The following is a 19,911-nucleotide window of genomic DNA, read 5'->3' as shown; positions in this document are numbered from 1 at the left end:
TTATTCGCTGCTGGAGAACCCCATGTCTATATCGGCTCAAGAGGCGCATTACGGCTTCACAGAGCGCTGGCTGCCGCGCCTCGTTTTAGCGCCATCCTTTTTATTAACGCTAATCTTTCTATATGGCTTTATTGTTTGGAATGGTTATTTATCTTTTACCACTTCGCGCTTAATGCCCAATTTAACTTGGGCAGGATTAGCGCAATATCAAATACTGTTTGAAAATGAGCGTTGGTGGGTTGCAGTTAAAAATCTATTTATTTTTGCGAGCTTGTTTATTGGTAGTGGCATGGCGATTGGTATTGGTTTGGCTATTTTTCTAGATCAAAAAATACGCGGTGAAGGCGCATTGCGTACTATTTATTTGTATCCAATGGCTTTATCTTTTGTGGTAACGGGCACAGCTTGGAAATGGATGTTAAATCCTGGCTTGGGTTTAGAAAAACTCATGCACGATTGGGGATTCACCAATTTTACTTTTGATTGGTTAGTCAATTCAGATATGTCGATTTACACCGTGGTGATTGCAGGGGTATGGCAATCGTCTGGATTTGTCATGGCCTTGTTTTTGGCAGGTTTGCGTGGGGTTGATGATTCAATTTTAAAAGCAGCGCAAATTGATGGGGCATCTTTGCCCAGAATCTATTGGAAAATAATTCTCCCCGCTTTAAGGCCCGTATTTTTTTCTACCTTAATGATTTTATCGCATATCGCAATTAAAAGTTTTGATTTGGTCATGGCCCTGACGGGGGGGGGGCCAGGGTTTTCGTCCGATGTGCCCGCCACCTTTATGTATGCCATGGCATTTACCCGCGGGCAAATGGGAGTGGGCGCGGCCAGCTCAATGATGATGCTGGCTACGGTAGCAGCCTTAGTAGTGCCTTACCTTTATTCCGAATTGCGAGGTAAAAGAAATGGCTAATACACTGGGCCGAACCCTGCTTTATAGCGTGCTGTGTCTTGCTGCTTTTTATTATCTATTGCCACTCTATGTGATGTTTATTACTTCAGTTAAAGGGCTGGAAGAAATAAGAAGCGGTAATTTACTTTCTTTTCCTACGGCCATTTCTTTTGCGGCTTGGGGTAAGGCATGGTCATCCGCTTGTACAGGGGTAGAATGCCGCGGTTTATCTTCTTATTTTTTTAATTCAGTACGAATGGTGATTCCTGGCGTATTAATCTCTACCACTCTTGGAGCGATTAATGGTTATGTATTGGCTAAGTGGCGCTTTAAAGGTTCTGAAATTATATTTGCCATGATTTTATTTGGCGTATTTATGCCGTTTCAAGTATTACTGCTGCCTATGGCACAGACCTTAGGCTGGATGGGGATTGCCAGCTCTACAACGGGGCTGGTGTTTGTGCATGTGGTCTGTGGATTAGCCTCAACTACTTTATTTTTTAGAAATTACTACGTGGGTATTCCAGATGAGCTGATTAAAGCTGCACGGCTAGATGGTGCTGGATTTTGGCGAATATTCTTTAAGATTGTTTTACCCATGTCGACCCCTATTATTATGGTGACGCTGATTTGGCAGTTTACTAATATTTGGAATGATTTTTTATTTGGGGTGGTTTTTTCGGCTGGGGATAGCCAGCCGATTACGGTGGGTTTAAATAATCTGGCGAATACTTCAACTTCGGTTAAAGAATACAACGTAGATATGGCCGCTGCCATTATTGCCGCCTTGCCCACCATTTTGGTGTATGTCTTTGCTGGTAAATATTTTGTGCGTGGTTTAACCGCCGGTGCAGTAAAAGGGTGATGTTTTTAATCATAGAGGGTGGGCCAGGTTTATTTGCCCACGCGGCACGGTAATTTAATACCGGAAGGATTTAATAATGGGCGCACTGGCAATTAAAAATATCATCAAAAGTTTTGGTGATGTTGATATTTTAAAAGGCATTGATATTGCCATTGAAGCAGGCGAATTTCTAATCTTAGTGGGGCCTTCTGGCTGTGGAAAATCCACGCTAATGAATATTATTGCTGGCTTAGAAGCGCCAACCAGTGGCGAAATTTATATTGCGGGGCGAAAAGTAAACAATGTGCCGCCAAAAGATCGGGATATTGCGATGGTGTTTCAAAGCTACGCGCTTTATCCCACCATGAGTGTAAGACAGAATATTGCATTTGGTTTAGAAACACGGGGCGTGCCTAAAGCAGAGCAGGATGAAATTATTGAGCGCGTATCTAAAATGCTGCAAATCACCCCGCTTTTACATAGAAAACCAGCTGAGTTATCAGGCGGGCAGCGGCAGCGGGTGGCAATGGGCCGTGCTTTGGCTAGAAACCCAATTCTATTTTTATTTGATGAACCATTATCCAATTTAGACGCTAAATTACGCGTGGAAATGCGCACAGAAATTAAGCAATTACATCAACGCTTAAAAACCACCATTGTTTATGTAACGCATGATCAAATAGAGGCGATGACGTTAGGTGATAAAATTGCAGTAATGAAAGATGGGGTGATTCAGCAGTTTGGTAGCCCACAAGAGATTTATGAAAAGCCAGCCAATTTATTTGTGGCGGGCTTTATTGGCTCACCTTCAATGAATTTTATTCCCTGCCATTTGGCCGAGCAAGATGGTGTAATTGGGGTGAGTTTGCAGTCAGAAAGTGATATTCAATTTTTAGCCGTTAAACAGAGTGCAGAATTACAAAATAGAGTAGGGCAAAAGATATTATTAGGTATTCGGCCTGAGCAATTGGATGTAGCAGAAAGGGAAGCCAACGGCTTGGGCTGCCTGGTGCAATTAACCGAGCCAACAGGGCCGGATACCATGATCTTTACTGAAATAAACCACAGCCCCGTTGTGGCTCGTGTGCATCCAAGAGCCGTTAAACGGCCAGGCGAGACGCTGCGTTTATCTTTGGATATGAGTAAGGCGGTGATTTTTGATTCGGAAAGCGGATTAAGAATTGAGTAGCATGGTAGCTTGTTGGACTTAACCGCCGCTACTGAAGCGGCGGATTAGGCTAGACATGTGCCCTGTCTTCGTTATAGAAGCTTCAGTTAAGCAGCCGACTAGTAATTATTCGCCCATTACAACAAGCCCACTTATCGTAAGATGGTGGGCTTGTTTTTGGGTGTTTATCTATGAATGCATATTTATTATTAGCGCTGGCAATTGTGGCGGAGGTGGTGGCCACTTCGGCGTTAAAGGCGACTGAAGGCTTTAGCCGCTTGATGCCTAGTTTGGTAGTGGTGATTGGCTATGGTGTGGCGTTTTGGCTGCTGTCTATAGTGCTAAAAAGTGTGCCAGTGGGGATGGCTTATGCCATATGGTCGGGGATGGGTATTATGCTGGTGACTGTGGTGGCCATGTTGCTCTATGGGCAAAAGCCAGATTGGCCCGCGATTATTGGTTTAAGTTTGATTGTGAGCGGCGTGGTGGTGCTACAGCTGTTTTCTAAAATGTCGACGCATTAGTTTAAACGCTGCGCCGCTCTAACATGGCTTGGGCTAGCGTACCTGCATCGACGTGCTCTAGTTCGCCGCCAACTGGCATGCCACGGGCGATACGGCTGACTTTTAGCCCACGTGCGCGCAACATTTCGGCTAAATAGTGGGCGGTGGCTTCGCCTTCGGTGGTGAAATTGGTGGCTAAAATCACTTCTTCTACAATGCCATCGCTGGCGCGCTCTAGCAGCCTTTGCAAGGCAATATCGCCAGGGCCAATACCATCCAGCGGGCTAAGTCGGCCCATCAAGACAAAGTAGCGGCCATGAAAAGCCAGTGTTTGCTCCAGCATCATCAGATCCGTTGGCATTTCAACCACGCAGAGCAGATTGTGCTGGCGTTTATCATCGCTACAGATGTCGCACAGATCCACTTCGGCAAAGGTATTACACAGGCTGCAGTGTTTGAGTTTGCCCAGTGCATTATTCAGCGCCGTGGCTAAATCCGCCGCGCCTTTTTGATCGCGCTGCATCAAATAAAAAGCCATCCTTTGCGCGGATTTTGGGCCAATGCCAGGCAGGGTTTTTAAAGCACTGATCAGTGCATGCAGCGATGGAGGCGTGGACATAGTGCTCTTTACGTGCAAAAAAATATGAATGAGTAAAGTCTAAATACAAAACCCAAATCTTGAACCACAGAGGGCACGGAGAGCATGGAGTTTCACGGAGAAACAACCGTTTATTTTGGGTTGCTCCGTGGGCCTCTGTGTTCTCCTTTTTCTCCGTGGTTCAAGACTTGGGTTTTAATTCTTTCGGCTGCTTAATAAGGATTAAAACGGCATTTTAAAGCCAGGTGGCAGTTGCATGCCGGCGGTAAAGCCCGCCATTTTTGCTGCAGATGTGGTTTCTGCCTTACGCACTGCATCGTTAAAGGCTGCGGCGATCAGGTCTTCTAGCATATCTTTATCATCGCTAAGCAGGCTGTCATCCAAGCTGACGCGTTTGACCACATTGGCGCAAGTTATCACCACTTTAACCATGCCTGCTCCGGCTTGGCCTTCTACTTCGACTGTTGCCAACTCGTTCTTGGCTTTTTCCATGTTTTCTTGCATTTGTTGGGCTTGTTTCATCAGATTGCCCATGCCGGCTTTACCAAACATTGTTGTTACTCCTTGGTTAAACTGCTTACAGAAATTAAATAAATTGCTGCGTGGGCAAGAGCCCACCCTACAAAATCTTTACAGCATATGTTGCTAATTGCTTTATAAGGGCTTGATTGAATCAGGGATCACCGTTGCGCCAAAATCCCGAACTACTGATTGTACAAAGGGATCGTTTTGAATCGATTGTGTTGCGCTGGCAAGGCGTGCCATTTTCTCCCTTAAGGCGATGGCTGCAGGGGTGTCGCCACTGGCTGAGCCAAGGGTGATGGTCAGTAAAATATCTTTGCCAAAGTGATTGCTGAGCGCTTCACGTAGCTTTTCTTGATAAGCACGGCTTGCTACTGCGATGTGCTCTTCACCTACTAATAGTTCGATCGAGCTATCGGTATAACCCAGCAATTCGGCGTTTTGCGCGAGCATTCCTGCGGCACCCAGCTTAAGCTGCAAGATCAGCGCACGCCAGTCTCCTTTAAAAGGGGCGGCTTGAGCGGCGGGTGCTGGCGCGGCGTGTTCTTCCTCGTGCCAAGGCGGTGCATCGTAATGCGGCTCATCGCTGATCGGTGGGCGTGGCGCTGCTTGCTGCGGGGCAGGCGTAGCTGGGCTTGGGCGTGGTGCAGGGGCTGGTGCTGTTTGCTCTGGCTGCTCTACATTTGCCGGAGATGTTTGATTAGGTGTTGAAGCAGCTGTTTGGCTTGATGTCACAGAAGATGCTTGATTAGCCGCCGCTGGCGATATCAAATTAGGTGCTACTGGTGATATAAAACTAGCCGCCGCAGGCGCGAAGGCCAGCATGCGCAGTAGCGTCATGCTAAAGCCCGCGTATTCATCGGGGGCAAGTGGCAAATCACGGCGGCCATGCAGGGCAATCTGGTAATAGAGCTGCGTGTCTTCGGGGCTCATGGCGAGGGCAAGTGCGGCAATTTGCTCACGCTGGGGCAAATCGTCTGCCAATGCTTTAGGCACGGCTTGGGCCACGGCAATTTGATGCAGCAAATGGGCTAGCTCATGCAGCGCAGATTCGTAGGATAAACCTCGGCCAGCAATGGCATCGGCGCTGGCTAAAACCGCTGCGCCATCACCTGCGATAAGTGCTTCTAAAATTTCAAATAAATAACTTTGGTCTACCGCGCCCAGCATGGCGCGCACGGCTAATTCGCCAACATCGCCGCCACCATAGGCAATGGCTTGATCTAATAGGCTGAGCGCATCGCGCATCGAGCCATTGGCCGCATGGCCTAGAATATTCAGCGCACCCTGCTCAAAAGGGATGTTTTCTGCACCTAATACCTGTTGCAAATGGCCGGAAACTTGCTGTGGCGTCATTTGGCGCAGGGAGAATTGTAAACAGCGGCTCAATACCGTGATGGGGACTTTTTGCGGATCGGTAGTGGCTAAAATAAATTTAACGTGGGCAGGTGGCTCTTCCAGCGTTTTAAGCATGGCGTTAAAGGCATTTTTTGACAGCATGTGTACTTCGTCGATGATGTACACTTTGAACCGCCCGGCGGTCGGTGAATACTGCGCGTTGTCGAGCACTTCGCGAATATTGTCGATACCGGTGTTCGATGCTGCGTCGATCTCTAAAAGATCAACAAAGCGCCCCGCGTCAATCTGCGTACACGCCGAGCACACACCGCAGGGTGTGGCGGTGACGCCGGTTTCACAGTTCAGCGCTTTTGCCATAATCCGCGCGATGGTGGTTTTACCCACGCCGCGTGTGCCGGTTAAGAGATAGGCGTGATGTAATCGATCATTTTCGAAGGCATTTGCCAACGCTTTGATCACGTGTTCTTGCCCAACCAGTTGGGAGAATGATTTGGGCCGCCATTTGCGTGCCAGTACTTGATAAGCCATAGATGAATTCTACCATGATGCAGCCACTAGATAATCAGTTCGAAAACGATCCACCACCCGAAGCGCCGATAGAGCCAGAGTTTGAATCCTGCTGTGGAAGCGGCTGTGGGGATAGCTGTGTCTTTGATATTTATTATGTTTTACGCGCTCAATACCTTGTTGATTATGCCGCTTGGCAAGCGCGTCAGGCCGCTCACAAAAAGGGATCTTCTTGAAAAATACCCAAATAAGCTTAAAAAAGTTATTTCTCTTTTGCGCGCTAAGCATGGGTCAAGCCCACGCTGCCGAGCTACCTGCTGAAATTTTAAGCGCTCTTAAGGCGGCTAAATTGCCCGCTGAGGCTTTAAGTTTGGCGATTGTACCGCTGCAATCGTCTTTACCAGCACTCTATTATCAGGGTGATAAGCCCGCCAGCCCAGCATCTACCATGAAACTGGTGACAAGCTACGCTGGATTGTCGCTTTTAGGCCCAGCTTATCAGTGGAACACGGAAGTCTACTCAAGCGCCAAGCCTGTAAATGGCATTTTAAACGGCGATCTTTACATAAAGGGATACGGTGATCCAAAACTGAATTTAGAGCGGTTTTGGCTAATGCTGCGCGATTTAAAGATCGCAGGTGTCAGAGAGATCAGGGGCGATTTAGTTCTTGATCGCAGCTATTTTAGCCAAGGCGCAGATACAAGCGCCTATGACGATGATGGTGAAGAGCCGTATCGGCCTTTTTTAGTCACGCCTGATAGCTTACTTAGTAATTTAAAAAGTGTGCGCCTGTCCTTACGTAGCGAGGCCAGTGGGGTTGTTGCATCGCTAGAGCCTAATTTGGCCACCGTGCAATTAGATAACCGCCTCAGTAGCGGCCCTGCGGGTAATTGTGCCGCATTAAAAAACAAACTCCAGCTCAACATCGATAACCAAGGCAGTAGCGCCAAAATTAGCTTAAGCGGCAGCATGCCTATGGGCTGCAGCACTGAGCGCTATTTGGCGCTGCTCGATCACCCTAGCTATACCGCCAGCTTATTTCGCAGCCTATGGGCGGAGCAGGGTGGAGTAATTACGGGGGTGAATCGGGCTGGCGTAGTACCAAGCGATGCGCAACTCTTATTAACGAATCGCTCGCCAGATTTGGCCAGCGTGATTCGCGATATTAATAAATTTAGCAATAACACCATGGCGCGGCAGCTTTACCTGAGTTTGGGCGCTGGCGAGGTTGGGAAAGATTCTTCCGCCAAATCTTTTGCGGCGGTTAGCCGCTGGCTAAGCAGCCGTGGCAAAATATTTGATGAGCTAAAGATGGAAAACGGCTCGGGTTTATCTAGGCAAGAGCAAATCAGTGCACGGCATATGGCGGATTTACTCATTGATGCTTGGCAAGGCCCATACGCCGCAGAGTTTATTTCCTCCATGCCGCTGGTAGCGCTAGATGGCACGATGAAAAAACGCCTCGCTAGTATGGCCGGTGAAGCGCATATCAAAACCGGCACTTTGCGCGATGTTCGCGCTGCAGCGGGTTTTGTAAGAGACAGCAAAGGCCAAACTTTGGTGGTGGTGGTGTTTATTAATCATCCACAAGCGGCAGCGGGGCTGCCGGTGATCGATGCGGTGCTGCGCTTTGCGCATCTTAGGGCAGATGAAAATAAGCATTAAATTAGTAGCGATAAACATGTAGCGACCCGTGCAAGCGCCGTTGGCGTGGCTTAGCGCAAGCTATTCACATTCATGTGTTTTTTTTATTGAGTCACTGATGTTACGCAACAAGATCAAAAAATAAGTAGTCCACTAAAAACACAAAAAGCACAAACAGATGCCGCATGGCCATTATTTTTGAATTAATTTGGATCATTATATTTAATATCAAATAGTGATTAAGCAACTCATCTACGCATCATGCTAAAAAAACAGAAGGAAATTATCCTTGTTTGACCCATTTTTTCGTGAATATAGTGTTTTCGTGGACAAGTAGTCTTTATGCGTAACATCCGTTAGCCATTAAAATGAAGTGCTTATTAGTGTCTGTTGACGCTTGAAGAGCATGCGTGGTTATTTTTTTCATGGACTAAATGTCCTTGTGCGTAACATCAGTTAGTAATCAATTTACAGGCAAGTGCCGTCATCTTGTTACAATCCTGTCTTTGCTTTTTGGTTTTCATTTATGTCCCTTGATGCGGTTTTTGCCGACGACGGCCCCTTTGCCGATGCTTTTCCCGGCTATAAATTGCGCACGCAGCAATTAGAAATGGCGCAGGCTGTGGAAACTGCCATCAAGAACCAAGGCCAGTTGATTGCTGAGGCGGGTACTGGCACCGGCAAAACCTTTGCTTATTTGGTGCCCGCACTGCTGTCTGGGGGCAAGGTGATTGTGTCTACGGGGACTAAAACACTGCAAGATCAGTTGTTTGCCCGTGATATTCCAACGGTGCGTAAAGTGTTGCAGGTGCCGGTGACGATTGCCTTATTAAAGGGTCGTTCGAATTATGTTTGCCATTATCATTTGGCGCGCACCGAGCAAGAAGGACGCTTTATGCGCAAAGAAGATATTGCCGATTTAGTGAAAGTGCAGCGCTATACCAAGACGGCTATTTCCGGCGACAAGGCTGCCTGCCCAGGGGTTGCAGAAAACGCGCCGATTTGGGGCCATGTTACTTCTACGCGGGATAATTGCTTAGGCCAAGAGTGTCCAAGCCACAAAGATTGCTTTGTGCTAAAAGCGCGTAAAGATGCGCAAGAGGCCGATGTGGTGGTGGTAAACCACCATCTATTCTTTGCCGATGTGTGGTTAAAGGATGAAGGCGCGGGAGAGCTGCTCCCCGCCTGTAATACCGTTATTTTTGATGAGGCGCATCAGCTGCCTGAAGTCGCCAGCCTATTTTTTGGTGAAACACTGACTTCGGGGCAACTGGTTGATTTAGCCAGGGATTCGCGGGCTGAGGCGCTGGTGGCGGCCAAAGATTTTATTCTGCTCCCCGCTGCGGCAGAGGCTTTAGAAAAAGCGGTTAAAGATTTGCGCTTGGTGTTTAAGTCCGATGCAACGCGCTCGCCACTGCATCAGTTGCAGCAGCAAAATCCAGAATTTATGCCTGCTTTAGAGCTTGTTGCTGAAAAGCTGGCCATGCTCTGCGATTTGCTTGGTAAGCAATCTGAGCGGGCAGAAGGGCTAGAAAATTGCCAGATTCGGGCGCTAGAAAGCGTGGCGATTCTCAAGCGCTGGATGGCTGGGGATGATGAAGAAAACGTGCATTGGGTGGATGTGTTGCAGCATGGCTTGATCTTGCATGCCACGCCGCTGAATATCGCCCAGTTGTTTCAAAAGCAACTTAAGTCTCACCCGCGCGCTTGGGTGTTTGCCTCGGCCACTTTGGCGGTAAATGGGCATTTCAACCATTTTAAGCACGAGCTGGGGCTTTGGGATGCGGTTGAAGCCACTTGGGAAAGTCCTTTTGATTACAAGCAACAAGCCGTGCTGTATGTGCCGCAAGATATGCCGGAGCCCAATGCGCCAGATTTTACTAAACAGGTGATGGAAAAAGCTTGGCCGCTGCTGTTGACTACCCAAGGCCATGCCTTCTTGCTGTTTACCAGCTTACGCGCGATGCGTGAGGCGCATGAAATTGTGCAAGAAAAGCTAAAGGCTGCAGGGCTAGATTGGCCGGTGTTTCTGCAAGGCCAAGGCTCGCGTACCGAGCTTCTGGATAAGTTTCGCCTAGCACCCAATGCTATCTTAGTAGCGAGCCAAACGTTTTGGGAAGGTATCGATGTAAAAGGCGAGCAGCTTTCTTTAGTCGTGATTGATAAGCTGCCTTTTAGCCCGCCGGATGATCCGGTGCTGTCGGCGCGGATTGAGCAGATTAATAAATCGGGCCGCAGTGCCTTTATGGATTATCAAGTGCCGCATGCGGCGATTACCCTAAAACAGGGCGCGGGGCGGTTGATTCGGGATGAAACCGATATTGGTATTTTGATGATTGCGGATAAGCGCTTAGTTGAAAAACAATACGGAAAAATGATTTGGAAAAGCTTGCCGCCGATGTTTAGATCTAGGGAATTGGCAACGGTACAACGATTTTTTGAAGTGAAACGTCAGCAAGGCTTAGAAGGAACAGAAGTAAAGGGCCCGACGCCTGCCACAGACAGCTCGGAATAAAAAATGCCCTAAAGCTGATTCATGGCGGGTTTATGCAGCATCCTATCAATTTATCTGAGTTATGCCTCTTGCTCATTGTTGTGGTTTACCTGAGATGATCGATATGAAGGGATATATGCAATATATGGCTTTGTTTGAGCAAGAGACATCATCAGGTCAATTTAAGCTGGATATAACACCCCTCGCCCTTTGTGGGAGAGGATTGGGTTTAAGCAGGTCACTCTAAATAACAATATTTAAGGTAAATTGCCAGAATGGCTGTAAAGAAAAAACCACAGGGCGGATTTTCTCGTTTACTTGGGCGCTTAATGCTGCTGTTAATTGGCTTGGCCTGCGCTATTGGCGTTTGGATATATCAATACGCCAGCACGCCGCTTGTATATAAAACGCCGCAAGACTTTGTTATTGAATCGGGCGGGGTAAAAAAGGTAGCCGATCAATTGGTCAGGCAAGGGGTGATTGATCAGCCCATCCCCTTTTTGCTGCTAGCCCGCATAAGCGGTAAAGATAAGCAGCTTAAAGCGGGGAGTTATAATTTAAGCACCGTGCTGAGCCCGTGGCAGCTATTAGAAAAGCTGAGCAATGGCGACACCACCACGCTGACGTTTACTTTGATTGAAGGGGCAAACTGGCGTGATCTGCGCAAGTCACTAAATAATAATCCGCATCTACGCCATGATACGGCCCTATTAAGTGATACAGAATTGTTGGCAGAGCTGGGTGTGAGCGCAATTAGCCCAGAAGGCTTGTTTTTTCCTGACACCTATCATGTGGATAAGGGCAGCTCAGATTTGAAACTGCTGGCCAGATCCCACCAGCGCATGCAAGCCAAATTAGATAAAGCGTGGGCAGAGCGCTCCGCCAATGTACAGCTTAAAACGCCTTATGAAGCCTTGATTTTGGCTTCTTTAGTCGAAAAAGAAACTGGCCGCGCCAGTGATCGGCCCTTGGTGGCGGGTGTATTTGTGAACCGTTTGCGTATTGGCATGCGCTTGCAAACCGACCCTGCCGTGATCTATGGCGTGGGGGAGTCACTGGATGGACGTTTACGCAAAGTAGATTTACTCACGGATACGCCGTACAACACGTACACCCGTAGTGGTTTGCCACCCACTCCGATTGCTATGGTAGGGGATGCTGCACTTAAAGCTGCACTCAATCCTGCCCCCACAACGGCCCTTTATTTTGTAGCAAAAGGCGATGGTAGCTCGGTGTTTTCTAATACTTTAGACGAGCACAATAGTGCAGTGCGTAAGTATATTTTAAGCAAGTAGGGGCACGGCATGCCGTGCCTGCACGTCGTGCCTTCCCAGCCTCTCTCTTTTCTTGCCCCAGCAATGGCTTGATTTTTGCACTGCAGCATCTAAAACAGATACATATTGTTTTGGAGCACAGCCATGCAAGCCACCCCTCGTATTTTGTCTCTGATTCTTTGCTCTGCTTGGACGCTAAATAGCCAAGCAGGCGTATTTGATTTTACTGCCACGATGAATGGCCAAGTTGGGCAGGGTAGCTTTGCCACTGCCGAAGAAGCTGCCAATGTTTATTATGAAGACAAGCTAAAAACCATTTTCCCTAGCTATCAGGGCAATGAGGCGATTAATAGCGTGCTTAATTTTCGTGGTATGCCCATTCAATTGGCGTTCCCTCAGCAGGGTAAAACCACGTTGACTTTCCAAATCCCCGCATTGGAAATCAATGAATCATTTACTGGCAATACACGTAACGAAAGCCGAGATTTATTAAAAGAATATCTAAAAAATCATACTGATTTATTAGAGAAAATGGTGCGCCATTTAGTCTCTGTATCCCCCGTTGATCCTATTGCAGGCAATCCAAATAGTTTAATGTCGCGTGCTGTGGCAAATGATGCCAAGCTAATGTGGTTTGGTGCCAGAAATACGACTGCGGTGGTGGCGCAAGGCGCTGAAGGAAGCCACCGCTTTGGTATTGGCGCTAATTTCAAACATATGCGAAGTGATGCCGTTGGCAACGCCAAAGAGATGGAGAGCGATAGCTACAACCTGCCTATTACTTACGCTTATCAATTCCCTGAAGCAAATCATGAGTTAATTGTTGATTTGCCGCTTGGCTATACCGCAACGGATGGAGCAACGGGCTACGATGGCAGCCTAGGTATTTTTTATCGTCGGCCGATCTTTGAAAACTGGGTAGTAAGTATTACTGGCTCGGGGCGAGGCACGTTCTCTAGGGAATTAGCTGGTGCTGCTGTAATGGGCTCTGGGGCAATTGGCTCTAGCTATGTATGGCGTGGGGATGATTATGCAATTACCTTGGGTAATATGCTTGGCTATTATAAAGCCCTAAGATTAACTATTGACGGTAAATCATTTGATCCTGGAATTGCCAATACGGTATTTAATAATGGCCTGCTTTATTCTCGGGATAGCCCTTGGCGCTTTGGCGCTGACCCACTGACTTGGGAGGCTTATATCGTGGATAGCCGATATAGCGGCACAGCGTTATTTAGTAATTATCAAACTGAGGTTGGTTTTACTTTTGGCACCATGCGCCCAGCGCATTCTAAAGATGCGGATTTAAGAATTGGTTTGAGTTTTACTAAGGGTGAAAATGTGCAAGCTTGGCAGGCTAATTTTGGGGCGTGGTTTTAAGGGATAGCGATCTAAATAGTTAAAAATCTTAAATCAGCACACGAAAGGGCAAAGAAGCGACAAGCTTAAATTTGATTTTGATTGATTTATAACAAAAAAGACCTCCAAGCGAATTGGAGGTCTTTTGATTGATAACTTTCAATTGAATCTTAGTTCTTAGAATTTACCAACCAGACCCAGTGCGAACTGATTCATACCGTTGCTTTTAGCTAAAGCAAAGCCAGATGCTGAAGTGAAGCTAGCATTAGTTTGGTTGTGTACTTTAGTGAAAGAAGCGACTGCTTGTACATATTTGTGAACTTGATAACCTACAGCAACACTCGCTTGTTGGCCGCCAGTTGCTGTTGTTGTTGTACCATCTACATCATTGGCTTTAGCGTACTGAACTTGAACTTCCAAAGCATCTTTTTTGTAGCCAGCGATCAAACCAAATACATTTTGTGTTTGATCAAAGTTCTTAGCCGCAGTTTGGCCGCTTACGCTGGACGATGTGCGTTCGAATACTGCACCCGCGCTAAAGTCCATATAGTTAACTTGACCACCAAGTTGGTAAGCTTCAAGTTTTTGCGTGCCACCTAGGCTGGACGAAGCCAGATTTTGTGCTTTAGCGCCGCTTGAACCATCCAACTTCCACGCTGCATTGCTCAGCGATGTGTAACCAAAGCCAACATTGAACATGCTGTGCTTGTAAGCAATACCTAAAGCAACTTGGCCCATTAGGTCTGTTGCAGGTGTATTGCTTGGAACAACCACTTTAGAAATGGTAGCTGGCGTTGTGGTGGTGGATAAAGCAAACTCAGTTGAACCAGAAGAGATCGAGTTAGTTGAGTCTTTACCAAAGTTGTAGCTTAAGTTACCGCTGAAACCAGACCAATCTGGTGTTTCGTAAGCAACCATATCACCTTGACGAGCACCTAAGCGATTCAGAATTTGCTTAGAGCCGTAAGTTGATGATGCATCATTCAGATTGCCGTATAGGGTAGGAACAATTTGTTTTAAAGACAATTTGTAAGCATTGTCATAACGACCCAGACGCAAAGTACCTACTTGCTTGCCGCCGATCCCTACAAATGTATTACGGCTACCGATTTCTGCCTTGTCATCGGTGTTGTCACCGTTATTGCCAAGGTAAAAACGGCTTTCTACTTGTGCAAGAGCAAAAAAATCATTGCCTAAGTCGTATTTAGCTTTAAAACCCAACTTTGATGTTTGATCCATCAGGCGGGTTTGGCTGTCTGCAGTGGGTGCTAGATTCTTGCCCGTGTTGTTTTCTACTGAGATTACTTCAACTGCAGTAGCTGCAGTGCCGTAAATGCTGAATGGGCCGAGTTCGACATCAGCAAATGCTACAGGTGCGGTAAATGCTGCAGCAACGGCAAGGGCGATAATCTTTTTCATAATCTGTACTACTCCCAAAAAAACAAGTGATAGAAATGGCGTGACCATTTCTGCATTTACAAAGATCACGGCACTTTTGTTATAAAAAGCCATTTTTTATTCTTTGGCGGCATTGCGACGTCAGTTTATCTGTCTTACGGGCTAAGCCTTTTTAAGGGCAAAGTATAAAAAAGAAAATATTCATGAACGACTAATGCACGCATTTAGAAAGCAGCTGTCCGTTTGGAGCAACAAACTGCTTTCGAACAATGCCAAGTTTAGGGGAGATTTATTAAAAATATATGACAAAAATATAAGTTTAAGCCCTTACGAAGCCTTTGTAAGTAGGGCCAAACGTAGTATCTATGCAGCTTCCAGGGTGTTCGGCACGCATAAAGGTTTCACCGACCAAAAAGTTGTTTACGTGATTTTGTTGCATAAGAGCAACATCACTAGGGGTAACAATCCCGCTTTCAGTAATCACAACTCGGTGGCTATCTATTAAGGGAAGTAGCTTTAGGGTGTTTTGTAAGGACACTTCAAAGCTACGCAGATCACGATTATTAATGCCTAAAAGAGGCGTTTTGAGTTGCTGTGCCAGCTCCAGCTCAGCTTCGTTATGCACCTCTACCAGTACAGCCATGCCTAGAGCTTGTGCGATGGCTTCAAAATCTTGCAACTGCACTAAGCTTAGCTCGGCGGCGATTAGCAAAATACAATCAGCGCTCCATGCCCGTGCTTCAAAGAGTTGGTATTCATCAACCATAAAATCTTTGCGTAGCACCGGTAGGCTGCAGGCGGCGCGGGCGGCTTGCAGGTAATCCAAATGGCCTTGAAAGTAAGGCTCATCGGTAAGTACGGAAAGGCAGGCTGCACCGTGTGCAGCGTAATCTTGCGCATGCTCCGCCGGTTGAAAATGAGCCCGAATCACGCCTTTAGATGGGCTGGCTTTTTTGATTTCCGCAATAATACCCGGATGGCCAAGTGCGTTTTTGCTGCGTAAGGCGGCGGTAAAATCACGTAGATCAGTATTGGCTTCTGCTTGCTTACGGATTTCATTTAGCGGCAGTATTTTGCTGGCGGCCGCGACTTCTTGGTATTTGGTGGCCCAGATTTTTTTTAAGATGTCGGACATGAGTGGCTCTTTTTTAGGCATGTAAGGGGCGTGAATGGTGATATGAGAGCTGGTCTTTTGTGTGCATAGGGCGCGCAGCAAGGGGCGCCCCTAAGTATTTAAAAAGTGTGGCTAAATTGCACTAAGGCATCGAGTTTGTCGCGGGCGCTGCCATTGGCAAGCATTTGCCCAGCCAATTTAATGCCGTTTGCTAACGTATCGGCTTTGCCTGCGGCGTAAATAGCGGCCCCCGCATTCAGCTGAACAATGTCGCGGCAAGGGCTGGTGGTGTTGGCGAGCACTTGTTCGATGATTTGTTTAGATTGCTGTGCATCGTTCGCGTGCAGCGTTTTAATGTCGGCAAGTTCAAAACCAAAATCGCGCGGATCAATTTCAAACTCGTTAATTTGGCCATTTTTTAGCTCGGCCACTAGAGTTGGCCCAGAGATAGAGATCTCATCCATACCATCTTTGCCGTGCACAATCAGCACATGCTTACTGCCTAATTGTTGTAAAACACGCGCCTGAATACCGACCAAATCCGGGTGAAAAACACCCATCAACTGGTTTTCTGCACCGGCTGGATTGGTCAGTGGGCCAAGGATGTTAAAAATGGTCCGCACCCCTAGCTCGCGACGAATCGGTGCGACGTATTTCATGGCGCTATGGTGATTGGGGGCAAACATAAAGCCTACGCCAACCTCATCAATAGCGCGGCCAACTTGCTCGGCATTTAGATTTAAATTAACACCAAAAGCCTCTAGCACATCGGCAGAGCCGGAGCTGGATGAGACAGATCTTCCGCCGTGTTTTGCCACTTTTGCCCCCGCTGCGGCCACCACAAAAGCGGCGCAGGTTGAGATATTAAAGGTGTGGGCACCATCGCCACCCGTGCCGCAGGTATCAATTAAATGGCTGCGATCTTGCACGGCAACATGGGTGGATAGCTCACGCATTACGGTGGCTGAAGCCGCGATTTCGGAAACGCTTTCTACTTTTGTGCGTAGACCAATCAGTAGGGCGGCGGTTTGTACGGGCGTCATTTCCCCCGTCATGATTTGCCGCATCAAATACAGCATTTCGTCATAAAACAATTCATTGTTATCGATCAGGCGATTCAGTGCGGCTTGAATGGTAATCATCAAAGTATCCTTGGCTAGCCATAAGGCGGCTTATTGCACATAAAAGCGCGACAACTCGTCTGCGCGGGCTCGGTCTAGATCAATTCGGCAAGACTGCTCTGCCACCCCCGCACCGCTGCCGCCAGCAAAACTTTTGCCTATCCATGCGCAATGGGCGTGTTGGTAGCTGCGATAAGCTTTGCTGGCTTGATTAAATGCGGGCAAAGCTTCAGGGCGGCCAGTCACGCGGTCTAGGTTTTTCATCATTGCGCAGGCGGCGGTTTCTGCATTTTTACGGTCTTGCTCGGCCTGTGGCGCAAGTTTAGCCAAGCATTCTTTCAGCGTAATTTGATTGCTAGCCTGACATTCAACTTGCGCAGGGGCAGAGGTCTCCGCTTGCACACTTAGCGCTGCAAGGGAAAAAGTAAGGGCAAAAATAATGCGCATGCTCATCCTTTATCTTGTTGGATGCGGTAGGGAGAGTGAAAAACGTCGCCCACAAAAATTACAACAAACGTGAACAACCCTCGCAAACGCGATCCAGTTTAATTGCTTATAAAGCCGAGGTTATTCAAGCCTGCAAAATAGCTTAAGCCTTGGTCGTGAATATTAAATTTTTATGCGGCTAGATGTTTTTTTGATGGCGCGGATTACGCCCACTCTTTGATAAAGTGATCGAGCATCGCATGGCCGTGTTCAGTCAGAATAGATTCAGGATGGAACTGCACGCCTTCGATCGGCAGGGTTTTATGCCGTACGCCCATAATCTCGCCATCGTCTGTCCAAGCGGTGATGTCTAAGCAATCAGGCAAGCTGGCGCGCTCAATGGCGAGCGAGTGATAGCGGGTTACGGTAAATGGGGAGGGCAGGCCCGTGAAAACGCCAGTGTTGTTATGTTGCAGTGCAGAAACTTTACCGTGCATCAGGGTCTGCGCATGCACAACCTTGCCACCAAAAGCTTGGCCAATGGCCTGATGGCCGAGGCAAACGCCCAAGATGGGCAATTTACCCGCAAAATGATGGATCGCCGCGAGCGAAATGCCCGCTTCGGAGGGCGAACAAGGGCCAGGGGAAACCACAAGATATTTAGGTTTTAGCGCTGTAATTTCTTCAATAGTGATTTCATCGTTGCGATGCACCACCACCTCTTGGCCTAGCTCGCCAAAGTATTGCACCAGGTTGTAGGTAAACGAGTCGTAGTTATCGAGCATAAGCAGCATGGTAGGGTTAAGTCCTTGATTTTATTGGTCTGAGTTTAAATGCTGCTTATTTGTTATCCGGTATGTTATCCGGTTATTTTTATCTTAAGCTTCTGGACGGCGGTGCACGCCCCTGTCTTGTAAATTATCGCAGCACAGGGGCGGGTCGTCCAGCGCACAGGGAAATTGACTTATGGGGCTGCGGATAAATTCTTGGACCCGTTTTCAGTTTCAAAATAACCAACCCACAGGTCGGGTTGCGGGCAGAGCTGATCACTACGGCAAATAGTGCCGAGTGATCAGCGGTGGTTGAGCACTTATTTCGTGGGAGCAAGTGCAGATTTTGCCTTTGCAACAAAACCAGTTTCCGGATCTAAACCCTTGCCTTTCGCTAACTTGGCAATTAGCTCCTCACTTGGTTTAGCAGGTGCAATGTTCGCTTCATGGGCTTTTAGCCATTTTAAAGAGCCATCCCAAGGTGGCAATTTAGCTGGTGGCAAGGGCACAATATCGTCAATTTCTTCGACAGTTGGCTTGAGGTAGGAGTAACGCCCTAAAACTTTGCCAATGGCCTTATAGCGGCGTGAGCGTTCTTCGTCTTTTTCTAAGGCGAGGTAATTAAGTTCATCAGTAGGCGGGGGGGCAAGAAAGCCATTTTCCAAAGCAAAGGCTGCTATTTCATCTCCGGCTTTAGTGCTTAACTGGTAAGCAATTAATGCTTCTGCATACCGGCCTAAACCACTCAGATTTACACCGAGAGATAAGCCTGCTTTTGCATGTCCCTGTTTAGCCGCACAGTGGCGTAACTGCCTTGTCACATCGGGTGCCATATCGTCAGGTGCAAGTTTCTCTCCCACATAGTATTGGCCTGCTGGGCTGCCCATATCTGCAGATTTCCTGAAATATTTTAAAGCTAATTCATTATTTTTATCATAGCCATAAGTATGCTCGATGTAATAGGCCATATTGTAAAAGCCAGTTGGGATATTCTCTTTAATCAGTTGATCGTTTAAATCTAATACTTCAATGATAGAGCCATCTAAGCTGCCATCAGTAATGCCATTTTGTAAATTGATATTGGCCTTGTAATGCCCATTCGCTGCAGCAATGCGGTATAGGCGGGCAATCTCTGGATAAACTTTAATATCCTGTTTTAATAGATTATTTTTTTGCAACCAACGGCCATACATAAATAGCACGTCGGCTTCTTGCGGCAGTGCGGGTAAATGATCTTTTTCATACACGCAAGTAAAGGCCAGCTTGGCTTTGATATTATCCAGTTGATCCAATTTTCTTTCCTTAAAATCATTGCCGCATGCGGTAAGCGCAAGGATAGAAAACACTGCAAAGCAATAAATACGCACAGGCATTTTATGGTTTGCGATATTCCGAAATACCTCATGCATCGGTATATTTTTCCAATTGCCATTCCATTGCCAGCTCCATTTTTTCAGAGCCTTTTAGCCATTGGACCAGCCTATTGCTGCGGGGAATCGATGCGGGAATGGTGGGCATGGGCTGGCCTTTTCTTAATTGATGGCTAAATTTCTGCCCTTCAAAATAACCAAGCCATAGACCGGCTTCTGGGCAAGGCAGGCCGTTGTGGCAAAGCGTGCCAAGGGCAACATGGTCTGGCGTGATGGGGGTGGGTGAGGCAACTTCCGCTTTTTTAAGCAGGGCCAGTGGCATGCCCGATGCAGGGTCCAGCCCCTTTGCTTTAGCCAATTTGGTGATCAGTTCATCGCTGGGCTTTTCAGGAGCGACTTTAGCCTGGTATTCCTTCAGCCACTGAAATGTGCCGTCCCACTTGGGCAATTTGGCTGGTGGCAAAGGCACGATTTGATCGAGTTCGGGGACTTTAGGATTTGCAAAGTCATAAGCGGTTAGCATATCGCCAATGGCTTC

At 47.4% G+C, this 19,911-nt stretch carries 19 protein-coding genes; 9 read left to right on the top strand and 10 right to left on the bottom strand.

Annotated features, from left to right (window positions below; genetic code table 11):
- Positions 1 to 22 precede the first annotated feature (22 nt).
- From Q0R17_RS19210 to Q0R17_RS19195, 4 genes are all read left to right on the top strand, one after another.
- Complete coding sequence (locus Q0R17_RS19210) at positions 23 to 922, top strand: carbohydrate ABC transporter permease (protein WP_293938020.1); 900 nt, start codon at positions 23 to 25, stop codon at positions 920 to 922.
- A complete protein-coding gene (locus Q0R17_RS19205) occupies positions 915 to 1,766 on the top strand; it encodes a carbohydrate ABC transporter permease (RefSeq protein WP_293938018.1) in 852 nt (283 codons plus the stop codon). The genes Q0R17_RS19210 and Q0R17_RS19205 overlap by 8 nt, the downstream gene beginning before the upstream one ends.
- Before the next feature lie 76 nt (positions 1,767 to 1,842).
- Positions 1,843 to 2,934: an ABC transporter ATP-binding protein gene (locus Q0R17_RS19200; protein ID WP_293938017.1), complete on the top strand. Its 1,092-nt coding sequence runs from the start codon at positions 1,843 to 1,845 to the stop codon at positions 2,932 to 2,934.
- A 170-nt stretch (positions 2,935 to 3,104) separates the two neighbouring features.
- Positions 3,105 to 3,437 (top strand): multidrug efflux SMR transporter, encoded by a 333-nt coding sequence (locus Q0R17_RS19195; RefSeq protein ID WP_293938016.1) that lies wholly within the window; start codon positions 3,105 to 3,107, stop codon positions 3,435 to 3,437.
- Between the two features lies 1 nt (position 3,438).
- On the opposite strand, the gene recR is transcribed toward Q0R17_RS19195, so the two are convergent.
- From recR to dnaX, 3 genes are all read right to left on the bottom strand, one after another.
- On the bottom strand, positions 3,439 to 4,035 hold the full coding sequence (recR, locus tag Q0R17_RS19190) for a recombination mediator RecR (RefSeq protein WP_293938015.1): 597 nt from the start codon (positions 4,033 to 4,035) through the stop codon (positions 3,439 to 3,441).
- 201 nt (positions 4,036 to 4,236) lie between these two features.
- Positions 4,237 to 4,566: a YbaB/EbfC family nucleoid-associated protein gene (locus Q0R17_RS19185; protein ID WP_293938014.1), complete on the bottom strand. Its 330-nt coding sequence runs from the start codon at positions 4,564 to 4,566 to the stop codon at positions 4,237 to 4,239.
- A 102-nt stretch (positions 4,567 to 4,668) separates the two neighbouring features.
- On the bottom strand, positions 4,669 to 6,423 hold the full coding sequence (gene dnaX, locus Q0R17_RS19180) for a DNA polymerase III subunit gamma/tau (protein ID WP_293938012.1): 1,755 nt from the start codon (positions 6,421 to 6,423) through the stop codon (positions 4,669 to 4,671).
- Positions 6,424 to 6,437: 14 nt separating this feature from the next.
- Here dnaX and Q0R17_RS19175 point away from each other — a divergent pair, with 14 nt between their 5' ends.
- From Q0R17_RS19175 to Q0R17_RS19155, 5 genes are all read left to right on the top strand, one after another.
- Entirely contained in the window at positions 6,438 to 6,638 is a 201-nt protein-coding gene (locus Q0R17_RS19175) for an oxidoreductase-like domain-containing protein (RefSeq protein WP_293938010.1), read from the top strand.
- A 50-nt stretch (positions 6,639 to 6,688) separates the two neighbouring features.
- Positions 6,689 to 8,068: a D-alanyl-D-alanine carboxypeptidase/D-alanyl-D-alanine-endopeptidase gene (gene dacB / locus Q0R17_RS19170; protein ID WP_293938008.1), complete on the top strand. Its 1,380-nt coding sequence runs from the start codon at positions 6,689 to 6,691 to the stop codon at positions 8,066 to 8,068.
- 505 nt (positions 8,069 to 8,573) lie between these two features.
- Positions 8,574 to 10,562 carry an ATP-dependent DNA helicase gene (locus Q0R17_RS19165; RefSeq protein ID WP_293938006.1) on the top strand — a complete coding sequence of 663 codons (1,989 nt, stop codon included), beginning with the start codon at positions 8,574 to 8,576 and terminating at the stop codon, positions 10,560 to 10,562.
- A gap of 254 nt (positions 10,563 to 10,816) precedes the next feature.
- Positions 10,817 to 11,836: an endolytic transglycosylase MltG gene (gene mltG, locus Q0R17_RS19160; protein ID WP_293938004.1), complete on the top strand. Its 1,020-nt coding sequence runs from the start codon at positions 10,817 to 10,819 to the stop codon at positions 11,834 to 11,836.
- A 123-nt stretch (positions 11,837 to 11,959) separates the two neighbouring features.
- A complete protein-coding gene (locus tag Q0R17_RS19155) occupies positions 11,960 to 13,195 on the top strand; it encodes a hypothetical protein (protein WP_293938002.1) in 1,236 nt (411 codons plus the stop codon).
- 156 nt (positions 13,196 to 13,351) lie between these two features.
- Here Q0R17_RS19155 and Q0R17_RS19150 read toward each other — a convergent pair whose 3' ends face one another.
- From Q0R17_RS19150 to Q0R17_RS19120, 7 genes are all read right to left on the bottom strand, one after another.
- A complete protein-coding gene (locus tag Q0R17_RS19150) occupies positions 13,352 to 14,593 on the bottom strand; it encodes a porin (protein ID WP_293938000.1) in 1,242 nt (413 codons plus the stop codon).
- Positions 14,594 to 14,891: 298 nt separating this feature from the next.
- Positions 14,892 to 15,707 (bottom strand): indole-3-glycerol phosphate synthase TrpC, encoded by an 816-nt coding sequence (gene trpC, locus Q0R17_RS19145; RefSeq protein WP_293937998.1) that lies wholly within the window; start codon positions 15,705 to 15,707, stop codon positions 14,892 to 14,894.
- A 98-nt stretch (positions 15,708 to 15,805) separates the two neighbouring features.
- Positions 15,806 to 16,828, bottom strand: coding sequence for an anthranilate phosphoribosyltransferase (gene trpD / locus Q0R17_RS19140; RefSeq protein WP_293937996.1), 1,023 nt, complete (start codon positions 16,826 to 16,828; stop codon positions 15,806 to 15,808).
- 30 nt (positions 16,829 to 16,858) lie between these two features.
- On the bottom strand, positions 16,859 to 17,254 hold the full coding sequence (locus Q0R17_RS19135; RefSeq protein WP_293937994.1) for a lysozyme inhibitor LprI family protein: 396 nt from the start codon (positions 17,252 to 17,254) through the stop codon (positions 16,859 to 16,861).
- Positions 17,255 to 17,457: 203 nt separating this feature from the next.
- Positions 17,458 to 18,027: an aminodeoxychorismate/anthranilate synthase component II gene (locus Q0R17_RS19130; RefSeq protein ID WP_293937992.1), complete on the bottom strand. Its 570-nt coding sequence runs from the start codon at positions 18,025 to 18,027 to the stop codon at positions 17,458 to 17,460.
- Positions 18,028 to 18,323: 296 nt separating this feature from the next.
- A complete protein-coding gene (locus Q0R17_RS19125) occupies positions 18,324 to 19,295 on the bottom strand; it encodes a sel1 repeat family protein (protein WP_293937990.1) in 972 nt (323 codons plus the stop codon).
- 109 nt (positions 19,296 to 19,404) lie between these two features.
- Positions 19,405 to 19,911 (bottom strand): DUF6396 domain-containing protein (locus Q0R17_RS19120; protein ID WP_293937988.1); only part of this gene is annotated, 507 nt, incomplete at its 5' end.

Origin of the sequence: Iodobacter sp. (assembly GCF_025352645.1) — a bacterium.
Lineage (GTDB): Bacteria > Pseudomonadota > Gammaproteobacteria > Burkholderiales > Chitinibacteraceae > Iodobacter.
This window is presented reverse-complemented; position numbering and strand designations above follow the sequence as displayed.

Excerpts from the sequence above, each read along its gene's own strand:
- trpC (WP_293937998.1), bottom strand. The coding sequence starts at position 15,707 with ATGTCCGACATCTTAAAAAAAATCTGGGCCACCAAATACCAAGAAGTC.
- Q0R17_RS19150 (WP_293938000.1), bottom strand. The coding sequence starts at position 14,593 with ATGAAAAAGATTATCGCCCTTGCCGTTGCTGCAGCATTTACCGCACCT.
- trpD (WP_293937996.1), bottom strand. The coding sequence starts at position 16,828 with ATGATTACCATTCAAGCCGCACTGAATCGCCTGATCGATAACAATGAA.
- dnaX (WP_293938012.1), bottom strand. The coding sequence starts at position 6,423 with ATGGCTTATCAAGTACTGGCACGCAAATGGCGGCCCAAATCATTCTCC.
- Q0R17_RS19185 (WP_293938014.1), bottom strand. The coding sequence starts at position 4,566 with ATGTTTGGTAAAGCCGGCATGGGCAATCTGATGAAACAAGCCCAACAA.
- Q0R17_RS19200 (WP_293938017.1), top strand. The coding sequence starts at position 1,843 with ATGGGCGCACTGGCAATTAAAAATATCATCAAAAGTTTTGGTGATGTT.
- recR (WP_293938015.1), bottom strand. The coding sequence starts at position 4,035 with ATGTCCACGCCTCCATCGCTGCATGCACTGATCAGTGCTTTAAAAACC.
- Q0R17_RS19165 (WP_293938006.1), top strand. The coding sequence starts at position 8,574 with ATGTCCCTTGATGCGGTTTTTGCCGACGACGGCCCCTTTGCCGATGCT.
- Q0R17_RS19155 (WP_293938002.1), top strand. The coding sequence starts at position 11,960 with ATGCAAGCCACCCCTCGTATTTTGTCTCTGATTCTTTGCTCTGCTTGG.
- mltG (WP_293938004.1), top strand. The coding sequence starts at position 10,817 with ATGGCTGTAAAGAAAAAACCACAGGGCGGATTTTCTCGTTTACTTGGG.
- Q0R17_RS19130 (WP_293937992.1), bottom strand. The coding sequence starts at position 18,027 with ATGCTGCTTATGCTCGATAACTACGACTCGTTTACCTACAACCTGGTG.
- dacB (WP_293938008.1), top strand. The coding sequence starts at position 6,689 with ATGGGTCAAGCCCACGCTGCCGAGCTACCTGCTGAAATTTTAAGCGCT.
- Q0R17_RS19205 (WP_293938018.1), top strand. The coding sequence starts at position 915 with ATGGCTAATACACTGGGCCGAACCCTGCTTTATAGCGTGCTGTGTCTT.
- Q0R17_RS19135 (WP_293937994.1), bottom strand. The coding sequence starts at position 17,254 with ATGCGCATTATTTTTGCCCTTACTTTTTCCCTTGCAGCGCTAAGTGTG.
- Q0R17_RS19195 (WP_293938016.1), top strand. The coding sequence starts at position 3,105 with ATGAATGCATATTTATTATTAGCGCTGGCAATTGTGGCGGAGGTGGTG.
- Q0R17_RS19210 (WP_293938020.1), top strand. The coding sequence starts at position 23 with ATGTCTATATCGGCTCAAGAGGCGCATTACGGCTTCACAGAGCGCTGG.
- Q0R17_RS19175 (WP_293938010.1), top strand. The coding sequence starts at position 6,438 with ATGATGCAGCCACTAGATAATCAGTTCGAAAACGATCCACCACCCGAA.